Consider the following 12,317-nt stretch of genomic DNA (forward strand, 5'->3'; position numbering starts at 1 on the left):
CCAGTTGGCTATGCAAAAATGAAGAAAGCGGGAAATCCCGTTTTTCAGCTCTTTGTTGCATGGAAAAGGAGGGAGTCTGCTTTGGAAAATACGAATCTCCCGTCCGAAGCGTTTTTAGGGAGAAAGGTAAATCGGGATATTTTTAATGACAACGGCACCTTGCTGATGTCCGAGTTCTCTATCATTTCGCAGGAGCATATCGACATCTTGCATAAACAGGGAATTGTCCTGACGGTCGAAGATGTGGCCGAAGAGCCTGCAAATCCGGGAAAGGATTCCGGTTCGACGGAGAAAATCATCGATGATACGGTGCTTCGAGCGACCGAATTGTTTAACGGGATCCGGGAGACGAAGCAGGTTCCGCTTGCGGAATTGCGGCAACATGTCATCCCGATGATTCATGAGGTTGCGCAAACTTCGCAGCTGATCCCCCTATTTTCAAATTTGCAGGCAAAGGATGATTATACATACCGTCATAACATTGCCGTCGGCGTGATGTCTAACCTTTTGGGAACGTGGATGGGGCTTGAACGTCAGGAACTGCTGCAATTAACGACCGCGGCGTTGCTGCACGATGCCGGCAAAATGCTGGTTCCCGACGAGATTTTGAATAAAGCGGGCAAGTTGACTGAAGAGGAATTTGCCTTAATGAAAAACCATACCGTTTTCGGCTATGACCTGCTTAAAAAGACGATCGGGATCAATTACCGCCAGGCCCTGGTCGCGCTTCAGCATCATGAGCGAATGGATGGCAGCGGGTATCCGCTAGGCATCAAGCGGGAGAGCATCGATTTGTTCAGCCGGATTGTTGCGGTTGCGGATATTTTTCATGCCATGACCTCCAAACGCGTGTATCGGGACCCGGCGCCGTTCCATGAAGTTCTGGAACATATGGAGAAAGGATCCTTCGGCGTTTTGGATCCCCGGATCACTCAATTGTTCGTGCATAAGATGATGCATTCGTTGATTGGAAAAGCCGTTATGCTGTCGGATGAAAGGGAGGGCGTCATCCTCATGGTCAACCATCACGACCTAACGCATCCCTTGATTCGGACGGAAGAGGGGTTCGTCGATTTAAGCAAGGATGCAACGGTAAATATCAAACAAATATTTTAAAGCTTTTGGGAGTCAAATGATCGACCCTCCGAACAGAAACCGGCTTGTTAACTGTCTCCATGTGAGATTATGAATATTGACTCCGCCGCTCTTTTTGGAAGGGCAATGCAGGATTTTTCCGCCTCCGAGATAGATGCCCAAGTGGGATATCGGCTTTTCCGAGGGCGTCAAACCTTTGTAATCCGAAGCCTTGTTGCCGCGATAGTTCGTAAAGAACAGCAAATCGCCGCGACGGGCTTCTTTCAATGAAGTATATTGCCTTTTGGCAAAGGCTTTGACATAGGCACCCTGGCTTCTTGAATCCCATGGCAAATCCATGCCGAGCGCGGTAAGGAATACCCACCGGGTAAAATCGGAACAATCGAAGCTTGAAGGTTCGGTCCGGTCGGAGCCGTACACATAAGGAGTGCCGAGAAATGATTTGCCCGTTTGGATGACGTTCTCCACATAGTTTCCTTTTACGGGAGCGATAGAGGGGTCCGGATATTGGCGGATCAGCGGGAACCCGTTCGGATCGAGCAGTTGCTGTCCGGCGGCGGTTAAGCTGCGAATTCGGGCTTGTTTGCCGTTATAGAGGATCTGCTCCACGCCCAAATCCCCGAAATAGAGATCCGGATCATGGTCCTCGTTTTCCGATAAGCGGGTATTCTTGGCAGTGTTTGTATTTTGCTGCTGCGGAACGGACTTAGTGCGAACGCCGTCGTTCGTCGTGCAGGATGTTATCAATATCAGGGTACATAGGCATAGAAAAACGGATGCGGCGCTTTTCTTTTTTTGCATGAGATTCCTCCCTTTCTTGCCGGTCATTGGAGTTTATGATTTCAAATTTCCACCCGTTTTATGATCCTTTCCCAACACAGTCCGATTCGGATGTATAATGATAGGAAAAAGGTCCCATCTACATTCCATATTTTACGAGGTGCGGTACGCATTCGAAAGAAAAGCTTGAGAAACTGATATTTCAAATCAACCAGGCAAGCCCGTTTTTCCTGACCTCCAAGGCTTGGTCCTCCCCGATTTACGGTTTTTCCTATAATCAAACGAGAAACAGCAAATTTATGGATGCGCTCATGAAAAAAGGGATCATTCAAGAGCGGCGCGCCGACGTGATCTGTATTTTGGCCGATTGGCCGAATGTGGCGGAGGGGATCTTTTTTACGGACAAGGCGATGTATGCCAGTTATCCGAAAAATTCCAGCAAGTCCTTCCGGGTGGAGTATGGCGAAATCAAAAGCCTGGAATACAGGCAGTCCGTTCCCGACTGGAGGATCCGGGAGGAAGCCCAGCATTTGGATTGTATGCAGCGAATCAAGACAGCCATCGAAACCGTTTCGGTCTCATTTCATATTGACATCCCATGTGATAAACACCTTGCCTCGGGAGATTTGCTTCCGACGGCTTGGTGTTTTTTTTGCATTTCTTGTCGGATCGGACTCATAACCACCGGCTAAAAAACATATGCATGTCAAAACGGGGAGGGATATCTGTTGATCCATTTCCATCACGTTGAAAAGCATTACGGGCATTTCCATGTGCTGAAAAACATTGATTTGACGGTGGAAGAAGGCGAGGTCGTCGTCGTCGTGGGCCCTTCCGGTTCGGGCAAAAGCACCCTGCTGCGCTGCATCAACCGTCTGGAGGAAATTACGAGCGGCGAGCTGGTCGTGAACGGAATTCGGGTGAATGACCGCAAGGCGGATATCAATCGGGTCCGGCGCGATATCGGGATGGTGTTCCAGCATTTTAACCTGTATCCCCATATGAAGGTGATCGACAACATTACGCTGGCTCCGTTAAAAGTGCTCGGCATTCCGAAGCAGGAAGCCGCGGAAACGGCCAGGTACTACTTGGAGAAGGTCGGAATTTCCGACAAAGCGGACGCATATCCATCCCAGTTGTCGGGGGGACAGCAGCAGCGGGTGGCGATTGCCCGGGGGCTGGCGATGAAGCCGAAAATCATGCTGTTCGACGAACCGACCTCGGCGCTCGATCCGGAGATGGTCGGCGAGGTGCTCGAAGTCATGAAAACGTTGGCTCGGGAAGGCATGACGATGGTGGTCGTGACGCACGAGATGGGCTTTGCCCGCGAGGTGGCCGACCGGATGGTGTTTATGGACGAAGGGCAAATCGTGGAGGTGGGCGTGCCCGAGGAGTTTTTCGAACGGCCGCGAGAGGTGCGCCTGAAGACTTTTCTCGGCAGGCTGTTGAGTCACTAGGTCGCTAAAGATAGGGAGAGGAGCTGAATCGCTATGAAAAAACATTGGAAAATCGTCTCGCTCAGCCTCGCCGTATTGATGACGATGGCGCTTATGGCCGGATGCGGGAACAAAAAGGAAGAGGGCGGGCTTGCTTCCATCGAGTCGCGCGGCAAACTGGTCGTCGGCGTGAAGTTCGACACGAAGCTGTTCGGACTCAAGGACCCGGCAACCGGCGAGGTGGAAGGGTTCGACATCGATATTTCGAAGCAGTTGGCGAAGCGGATTCTGGGCGACGAAAGCAAGGTCGAGTTCAAGGAGGTCACCTCCAAAACGCGGATTCCGATGCTGAACAACGGGGAGATCGACCTGATCGTGGCGACGATGACGATTACGGAGGAACGCAAGAAGGAAGTGGACTTCTCGGACGTCTATTTTCAGGCGGGGCAGTCGCTGCTCGTGAAGAAGGGCAGCCCGATCCGCGGTATTGAAGACGTCACGGCGGACACCAAGGTGATGACCTCGAAAGGGGCAACTTCCGTGAAAAACATCAAGGAAAAGGTGCCCGGCGTGACCGTGCTCGAGTTCGATAACTACCAGGACGCGTTCAGCGCGCTGAAGGCCGGCCAAGGCGATGCCTTGACGACGGATGACGCGATTTTGTACGGGATGGCGGCCCAGGACCCGAACTTCGAGGTGGTCGGTAAGCCTTTCACCGACGAGCCTTACGGGATCGCGATCCAAAAGGGGAATAGCGATCTGGTTCAGGCGGTCAACGATGCCTTGAAGGAGCTGCACGAAAGCGGAGAATACGACGCGATTTATGAGAAGTGGATCGGCAAAAAGCCTTCGGAGTAAGGGGGATCGCCGGTGGATTTTTCCCTGCTGATCGATCACTACGACACTTTTTTGAAAGGATTCCTGAACACGATTTGGGCCAGCCTGCTGGGTTTGCTGGGGAGCTTTGTACTGGGTACGGTAATCGCGGTGTTCCGCATCACCCGATCTCGCACACTGAGATGGTTCGGTACGGCCTATGTGGAGTTTCTCCGAAATATTCCGCTGCTGCTGGTCGTGTTCCTCTTTTACTTGGGACTGCCTTCGCTCGGGGTGACCTTAAGCGGGTTCGCGTCGGGGACGATCGGGCTTGCCGTGTACACGTCTGCGTTTATCGCGGAGGCGATCCGGGCGGGAATCATGGCGGTGCCGAAAGGCCAAACCGAAGCGGCTCGGTCCTCCGGGCTCACCTACGTTCAATCGATGCTATACGTCGTTTTGCCCCAGGCGATCAAGCTCGTTATTCCGCCGCTCGGCAACCAGTTTATCAATCTCGTCAAAAATTCCTCCATCCTCAGCATCGTCGCCGGGTTTGACCTGATGTATTACGGGGACATCATCGCGACGGAAACCTTCGATACGATCAACACCTATATTTTCGTGGCTTTGTTTTACCTGCTGTTGACGCTCCCGCTTAGCTACGGTACCCGGATTCTGGAACGGAAGCTGGCCAGGCATGACTAACGGATCTCGAAAGGGGGAGGACGAATATGGATTTCGCGGGTGCCTACTCGGGCGATTTTCTGATGTTTCTGCTGGACGGATTGTGGGTCACGTTAAAAATCGCCCTGATCTCCATCGTGCTCAGCTTTACGTTCGGCTGCCTCATCGGGATCGTCCGTTATGCCAAAGTGCCGGTGCTGTCTCCGATACTGGCGGCCTTGGTGGAGCTGCTGCGGAATTTGCCCTTGCTGCTGATCATCTTATTCAGCCGGTTTGCGCTGCCGGATCTCGGGATCAAGCTGGGTCCGGAAGGCGCGGCGATTGCCGCGCTGACCGTGTTCGAGATGGCGATGATCTCGGAGGTCGTGCGCGGCGGTCTGAACTCGATCCCGAAGGGACAGGTCGAAGCGGCGCGATCCTCGGGTTTAAGCGGGGTCCAGACGCTTCGTTACATCGTCCTGCCGCAAGGGCTGCGGCGGATGGTGCCGCCTTTGGTGAGCCAGTTCATTTCCCTGCTCAAGGATACCTCGCTGGCCACGGCCATCGCCCTCGCCGAGCTGATGCACAACGCGCAGATCATTATCGGCCATAGCTACAACTACGCGATTCCGGTGCTTTTGCTCTGCGCGGCGATTTATTTTATCGTCAACTACTTGCTGTCATTGCTTTCCCGGAGGCTGGAGAGTAAGACGGGGTGATTGAGGCAAGTGATGAGTGGCGTGTTGGGAGTGTATGAGACGTGTGTTTGTGACGTGTATCTGAGTCGTGTATCCTCTGTGTCGTGTGGGGTGTGCCGTGATCTGTGTCGTGTGTCGCGAGGCGTGTTGGCGTTTGGCGTGTGGTCATGAGGGGCGTGGCTTGCCTTGTTGCGCCGGCGTCTGGCGGATGAACGGCCGCCGCTGTCGGGCACCCTTTCTCTATAGTAATAAACTCTAACGGATGTCAGCGGCCTTATTCGAGCAAAATCCGGGAGTTTTCCAATCTAACGGATATCAGAGCCGTTATTTCACAAAAAAAGACCCCATGTGGGCCCCAAAGTGCCAAATAAGCGCGCTCAGAACCGTTAGAAATCCAAAAGGGGCAAGTACGGGCAAATAAGAGCTGTCAGGACCGTTAGATCTGCGAAAGAACAACCAATCATCCGTTATCCGGCAACGTCGGGGGCGGATTTTCTTATGCAACCTATTTTTCGCGGAAGCGCAGAGCCTTTGGGAACGAAAATTAACGTTCAGGTCCACGTTCTGAGCAGTTTGTCGAATGACTATCAGAAGTACGGGGAACAAGTGTCCCATTCCTACAAAACGGCCAGTGATCGCATCGAGCGGGAGCTTGAATCCATCGTCAGAACATACTCGGATTACGGCAGCGTCACGAGCAAAGTGTATGAGCTGCAAAACAAGCTAAAAAAGACGGAAGGCCAAGTACGCGCGCTTCAGGATCGCAGCGACGAATTAAGCAGGGGATTGAAAACGGCTGCGGAACAATACATAGAGGAAGTTACACGGAGCGATATGTTCAACAAGCATTGGACGAAGTGGAAGATAAGATGCGGGAAATTACGAAATCGGCAAAATCGGTAAAGGAGCAACTTGATAAAAAGGCAGATGGGCTGAAGCAAGCAGCAGAGGTTTATCTGGACAGCGAGAAGGCTGCCAACAAAGCGATCCAGAGGCAGTTTGTTCCTCCGTCTTCTTACTATCCGAAGCAAGGGAATGTTTTCGGGGAAGGCTCGGCGGCATACTTAAAGGATCCTTTGTTTGGGGACCCGGTGGTGCAGCAATTGCATAAACAAGCTCTAAACGGATCGGATGAAGAGAAGGAAGAGGCATTGAAACAACTGGATGCGATCTTTAAAGCGCGATATGACATTGCCCGGGCGCAAGTTGCTTATTCCGTTTATAAGGCGTTTGGAAACCAAGCATTGATGGACGGAGCGCATCGGGAAGCGGAAAGGCTCAGGAACGTGCTGAAGGACCATGGCATCAGCGAAGATTTTTTCGGAAAAGACGTAAACCTGACGCATTTGTATAAAGGTTCTCCGCTAACCGCCTGCTCCTATGATCCATCTTTTCAAATTACGAAAGACGGAAAATTTGTCCCGATTCTGATGCCTGAGGATAATCAATATACATACTTACTGGGATTGGCCATGTCAGGCGGAGCCGAAGGTGCCTGGGCCAAGGCTCAACTAAACGAAATACATAAACGGCTCGCCGAAATCGGCCGGGCTCAAGTGGCCTGGCATGAGTATAAAGCGGAGAATATGGAAAACGAAATGAAGGGCGCGCATGCTTACGCCGTGAAACTTAGAACGGAACTGAAGGAAAACTATTCCTTGTCATCCGAGATGGTGGATGATGTCGACTATAGAATGCTTTGGACAGGGGCGGGGCCGGCGGGGAAGGTTTTGAAGGTGCAAGAGACGGTAGATCATGAACCTAAGAAACCAACTTATGAAAACACCGCAACTGATATCTTACTCAACCCTGTATACTTTAGTCAGGTGGATCCACGTTGGGCTAGTATGATGTATTCAAAGAATAATGACAAGAGCCAGACGATAGGTACTTCTGCTTGTGGTCCTACGTCTATGGCAATGATCCTTTCCACTCTACTTGGTAGAGAAGTAACACCAGTTGAGTTGTGTGATTTTGCTGTGAAACATGGTTATAGGACATTGGATTCTGGCACAAGTTGGGGGTTTTATAAAGCTGTCGCCAAAGAGTATGGATTAGAGTGCGTACAAACTAGCAGCTTAAGTGAAGTGAAAAAGGCTTTGGGCGCTGGAAAAAGTATGGTGGTCTCCTCCATGGGGAAAGGGCACTTTACGAAAGGTGGACATTTTATTGTAATAAACGGGATGGAATCAAAGGGTGATGATATATGGTTTAGTATCCTAGATCCTAATAGTAAGAATCGTAGCTATGGAAAAGATGGAAAAGTTATTGAAGGGACTAAGAATGATGGAAAGGTTCAGGCGATTGAAAGTGTTATAAAGTCAGAGTCCAAACAGTACTGGATTTTTACAAATCCCAAGCCCCTTAATGTTAAAGAAGCGAAAGTTAAGGAGCTTAGCAATAACGCGGTTAAATTTCTTCATGGTTCTGAAAGTTTTTCAGCTTATGTATATAAGGACCAAGGAGGAAAAGATACCATTGGATATGGACATTTGATTCAACCTGGGGAAAAGTTTAAGGAGCCGATGAGCGAAGAGGAAGCAAGGGCTCTCTACAATAAAGACATTGAAAAATTTATTAATGCGGTACATGAATTTGATACGAAGTATTCTTTAAATCTTACACAGAATCAATTTGATGCACTAGTAATTTTTACTTATAACCTTGGCGAGAATTTTTGGAAGGGCGATTCAACGTTAAAGAAACTACTAATATCCGGTAAATATACAAACGAGGAACTGATGAAAGCATTCGGTATGTATCATAAAGTTACGGAGGACGGTGTAAAGAAAGCTTCAAGAGGCTTATATAATAGACGAATTGATGAAGCGGAGGTGTTTTTATATGCGGAATATAAACGGGATACTACCAGGCCCCTTCCATAATAAGCTTTTTATTTTGCTGATTATGTTGGTGATAGTTTCTGGCTGTAAAGATAATCCCGAGGTCATTACCAACGAAAATGAGACGGATATTCCTGTTACAGTTAACCAGGACAATAACGTAATGAATGAGGGGAAACAAACTAATACACCAAAGGAAGATAGCAATAAAGAAGGGGAGGCAGATAGTAATATCAATGCATCTGATTTCTTCGGAGTTTGGGAATTTACAAAAATACTACCAGGATACATTAGTGGATTAACCCAAGAAGAGGCAGAAGGATATATTGGCAAGCAGGTTACGTATATGCCATTATATTGCGAGTATGAGGGACAGGTCTTACATCAACCTCACTACAAATATGAACAATTACCAACCTCTGATTTCATTGAGGGATATAAATTATCTAATCAGGATTGGAATATTAAAGAGGATTATATTACAAGAGTGGAAGTATATCAGGATGAAACTCAAATGGAACCATGGCAAGAATATGTGAGCAGTTTTTTTATCATCGATTCGCACTTGATAATTAGTATAGAAGGGGACTTTTTTCAAATGGATCGCATAACCGGGAGTAATTTGAATAGAACGATTATTAATCCTGCTACATTGGAAGTTGGCCAACAAATCGGTGAATTAACTGTTTCAAAGTTAGATATTTCAGGAACAGACGCGGATTTGCAAATTAATGATATTACTTTTTCTGGGGAACTTACATTGACAGGATCGTATGAGTGGGAAGATACGGGTGACGGATTTGGGTATATCATTACTCTTGATGAAGAAATGCTAGAAAGAATCCCCTTGTTCGAAGATTTCGATGATGAAAGATCCATCGTTCTTAGCAATACGGAAGAAGCAAAAAAAATGCTTTCCTCATCAAGCGGTAAAGCTACGTTTGTTCTGACGAATTACTCCATCGGTTATCGACAAATAATGATAAAGGCGGATCTAGTAGAGGTTAAATAGTACGGGGAAAGCAGAAGAAACAAACCGAACACTTGGTAAACTTTTACCTGCAAGATATCGAAGATTTGGATAACTAGTTTTCAACGAAATTCCCCTCATACTTCCCGGAAAAGACATCATGATATGAATCCGGGAGCAGAGGGGGATTTTATTTAGTTTAAGAGGGGAAGCATACCATGAGCAGTGTTCAAGATAGATCCGGACAAGTTAAAAGAACTGTCTGGGAGGCTGGGGTTGCTTGGGCATAATGTGGGAATATGCCGAGCGGGGTATTTATCAGGATATTTCCGGATTACTCAGGTCTTAAAGGAAGTTACACGGAACGGTATGTTCAACAAGTATTGGACGAGGATGGGCTGGTGAAATACATGAATAAGGTGATTCTGCTACTTATCTTAGCATTATTAATTTCGGGTTGTGGGCTTCGATTATCCAATAACAATGGGATTAAGGAGAATCAAGGAAATATAAGTGGAAATCATCCAAAGAGTAGCAAGCCCCCTCTATTCACGGCAGCAGGTGATCACTCCCTGGCGATTGACGTGAATGGAGACCTGTGGTTTTGGGGAGCGACTGGCCAAGGCTCGAAATCTTCCCCAACCCCCAAGAAGATGCCGGAAGCTTCTGACGTTGCTCAAGTATCCGGCGATTGGGGTTATTCTTTGTTTCTGAAAAAAGACGGAACAGTTTGGGGATGGGGAGTTAACCGGGACGGTCAGTTGGGTGACGGAACGAATATTGATAGAATTAAGCCGGTTCAAGCCCGGGGATTGGAGCAAATTAAAGAGATTAGTTCTTATGGAGGCAGCTCTCTGGCCCTGAAGGAAGACGGAACAGTCTGGGCCTGGGGAAATAATCTATACGGTCAGCTTGGAACGTCAAGAGAGGATGGAAACCTAGCCTCAAAGGTTCCGGGTCTCACTGAAATTATAGCTATCGAGGCAGGAAGTTCCTGTAACGTGGCCTTAAAGAAGGATGGTACGGTATGGGCCTGGGGATATGGGCCGGAAGTAGACTTAAATACCGAAAACTCGGGTGCTGAACCCGCGAAAGTGGCCGGAATAGAAGGCATCGTGGAAGTCACCGCGAAAGGCGGAGGGCTGCTGGCACTGAAAGAGGATGGTACGGTTTGGGAATGGGGCGGCGATGGGGCGCCCGTTATGGTAGAAGAGCTGGAGAATATACAAACGATAGGATTAGAGCCCGCGAAAAGTTTTGCCATAGACCGAGAGGGAAATATATGGACATGGAGTACCGGTCAAAAGCCAGTTAAAATAAACGGTTTATCGGATATCTTGTATGTTTCGCCAGGTGATGACTATGCGTTAGCGCAAGACAAACAAGGGAACTTCTGGGCTTGGGGTGATAATGCGTATGGCCAGCTTGGCGACGGAACGACCGAAACTCGGAACGAGCCGGTGAAGATCGCATTAGCGGATCAGGAACCGATGGAATCCGAGTATACCGTTAGCGAATCTTTCACGATTATGAAGGATAATGTGGCTATTTCTTTCTCGCTCGAGTTTCCGGATTCGTGGAGAGGGAAATACGTCGTGAAGCAGTATGAGGATCAAGTTTCTTTGTATCATAATGCAGCCCTCGAGGAGCCCATTTGGTTGATGCATATATTCGGAGCTACGCCGGAAGAGTGGAACGCGTCTGTGGAAGCGGGCGGGCTTATGAATAAGTTGGGTGAGTTCAGCGAGGGGCTTATCGTTTACGAGCAATTAGCTGATCAAGCATATCCACTGGAATATGCCGAAGAGGAGGAAGAAGTGGCAACATTGCTGAACGATATCGATAAAATCCGGTTGATCGATATTGCGAATTGATTTGCGGAAGGAATTCCGGACTTTTGACCGAAAAGTTGGACATGAACGAAACGAAGATTCGCTTTACCATCAGCGCCTGTTGACTCGCCAGGTGCTTTTTTGTCGCTAGATAACGGAAGGAGGAACCGAATAATGAAATACAAATCAATAATAACATTGATATTGATTATCCTATGTACCATTACATTGGCTGCCTGCGAGGAGAAGGCTTCTCGATCTGGGGTTGATCTTGAGAACAACGGCGATAACAGTTTATCAACAACAGCCAATAAAAACGAGTCATCTTACGATCTCAAAAATCCTGCTGAACTAAAGAAGTTTGTTGAGTTTTTCGACATGGATAAAGCTTTGTTAGTAGAAAGGTCAGCTCAACAATTCGGGGAATCGCCTGCTGAGGAAACAGACCCGGATACGGGAGCAACCTTTCTTAAGTTAGAGAAAACAGGTTTGATTTTTTATTTGACGGATGAAGAAGGAATCCCGGTTAGTCAAGTTGATATTCTGGATGGAAGCCCCTTTCACTATGGCGGTGCCAAAAGCCATATGTCATTTCCGGAAATTATGAATCTTGTCGGTGATACGATGATTACGGCCGATCCCTATTCAGAGGGCGAAGAACAGAAAGAGTACCAGATCACATATCCGTTAGATGGGGTGAGTGTTGCCTTTACTTCCAATCAAGTATTTGAGAATTCCTCCAAAATGATGGTTAACTCTTGGGGCTATTATGACGAGGAGCCGACTCTGCTCAGCGCTAAAGAGATTCATACCGCTCACGGTTTATTTTCCATTCCGGCATCATGGGTTGGAAAGATAGCTCTGGAGGATTCGGGGACGCATCAAATCGTATCATTCCTTAGCCCGCATGGCTATTACCCTTTGGTTGAAATGGAGTTATTTAATCTGTCGGAGTGGAGTGAATTAGCCCCCGAAGAGCAAAACCATTATCAAATGATTTCGAAAACAGAAGATTGGGTTTTTGGCGCAAAAAGGTTGTCCAGTCATCCGAGTGATAAAGAAGATGCTGAATCGTATCGGTCCATGCAATCGGAAATTGACGATGTACTGAATTCTTTTAAGTCTAGTGTACCGCTCGATTCTCGCGAAGGCCTATCCCGAAACTAGGTCGACCTAACGGATCC

At 48.2% G+C, this 12,317-nt stretch carries 12 protein-coding genes; 11 read left to right on the top strand and 1 reads right to left on the bottom strand.

Annotated elements, in window-relative coordinates:
• Positions 1–81: 81 nt before the first annotated feature.
• Positions 82–1,116 (top strand): HD-GYP domain-containing protein, encoded by a 1,035-nt coding sequence (locus tag ACSFXJ_RS01790; protein ID WP_435923518.1) that lies wholly within the window; start codon positions 82–84, stop codon positions 1,114–1,116.
• A gap of 12 nt (positions 1,117–1,128) precedes the next feature.
• On the opposite strand, the gene ACSFXJ_RS01795 is transcribed toward ACSFXJ_RS01790, so the two are convergent.
• Positions 1,129–1,896 (bottom strand): C40 family peptidase, encoded by a 768-nt coding sequence (locus ACSFXJ_RS01795; protein WP_435923519.1) that lies wholly within the window; start codon positions 1,894–1,896, stop codon positions 1,129–1,131.
• 290 nt (positions 1,897–2,186) lie between these two features.
• Here ACSFXJ_RS01795 and ACSFXJ_RS01800 point away from each other — a divergent pair, with 290 nt between their 5' ends.
• The 10 genes from ACSFXJ_RS01800 (at position 2,187) to ACSFXJ_RS01845 (ending at position 12,300) form a co-directional block, all read left to right on the top strand.
• The gene (locus ACSFXJ_RS01800) at positions 2,187–2,567 is read left to right on the top strand and encodes a hypothetical protein (RefSeq protein ID WP_435923521.1); all 381 of its coding nucleotides are present in this window, start codon (positions 2,187–2,189) and stop codon (positions 2,565–2,567) included.
• Positions 2,568–2,603: 36 nt separating this feature from the next.
• The gene (locus ACSFXJ_RS01805; protein ID WP_435923522.1) at positions 2,604–3,332 is read left to right on the top strand and encodes an amino acid ABC transporter ATP-binding protein; all 729 of its coding nucleotides are present in this window, start codon (positions 2,604–2,606) and stop codon (positions 3,330–3,332) included.
• Between the two features lie 33 nt (positions 3,333–3,365).
• A complete protein-coding gene (locus ACSFXJ_RS01810; RefSeq protein ID WP_435923523.1) occupies positions 3,366–4,169 on the top strand; it encodes a glutamate ABC transporter substrate-binding protein in 804 nt (267 codons plus the stop codon).
• Between the two features lie 12 nt (positions 4,170–4,181).
• The gene (locus ACSFXJ_RS01815) at positions 4,182–4,832 is read left to right on the top strand and encodes an amino acid ABC transporter permease (RefSeq protein ID WP_435923524.1); all 651 of its coding nucleotides are present in this window, start codon (positions 4,182–4,184) and stop codon (positions 4,830–4,832) included.
• A 26-nt stretch (positions 4,833–4,858) separates the two neighbouring features.
• Complete coding sequence (locus ACSFXJ_RS01820; RefSeq protein WP_435923525.1) at positions 4,859–5,509, top strand: amino acid ABC transporter permease; 651 nt, start codon at positions 4,859–4,861, stop codon at positions 5,507–5,509.
• A 477-nt stretch (positions 5,510–5,986) separates the two neighbouring features.
• The gene (locus ACSFXJ_RS01825; protein ID WP_435923526.1) at positions 5,987–6,391 is read left to right on the top strand and encodes a hypothetical protein; all 405 of its coding nucleotides are present in this window, start codon (positions 5,987–5,989) and stop codon (positions 6,389–6,391) included.
• A complete protein-coding gene (locus tag ACSFXJ_RS01830; protein WP_435923527.1) occupies positions 6,358–8,373 on the top strand; it encodes a glycoside hydrolase family protein in 2,016 nt (671 codons plus the stop codon). Before ACSFXJ_RS01825 ends, ACSFXJ_RS01830 begins: the two co-directional genes overlap by 34 nt.
• Positions 8,333–9,343, top strand: a complete 1,011-nt coding sequence (locus tag ACSFXJ_RS01835; protein WP_435923528.1) for a hypothetical protein — start codon at positions 8,333–8,335, stop codon at positions 9,341–9,343. Before ACSFXJ_RS01830 ends, ACSFXJ_RS01835 begins: the two co-directional genes overlap by 41 nt.
• Before the next feature lie 257 nt (positions 9,344–9,600).
• Complete coding sequence (locus ACSFXJ_RS01840; protein ID WP_435923529.1) at positions 9,601–11,175, top strand: RCC1 domain-containing protein; 1,575 nt, start codon at positions 9,601–9,603, stop codon at positions 11,173–11,175.
• Positions 11,176–11,307: 132 nt separating this feature from the next.
• Positions 11,308–12,300 carry a hypothetical protein gene (locus ACSFXJ_RS01845; protein ID WP_435923530.1) on the top strand — a complete coding sequence of 331 codons (993 nt, stop codon included), beginning with the start codon at positions 11,308–11,310 and terminating at the stop codon, positions 12,298–12,300.
• Positions 12,301–12,317 lie beyond the last annotated feature (17 nt).

This window comes from Paenibacillus salivarius, from assembly GCF_051307165.1.
Taxonomy (GTDB): domain Bacteria; phylum Bacillota; class Bacilli; order Paenibacillales; family Paenibacillaceae; genus Fontibacillus.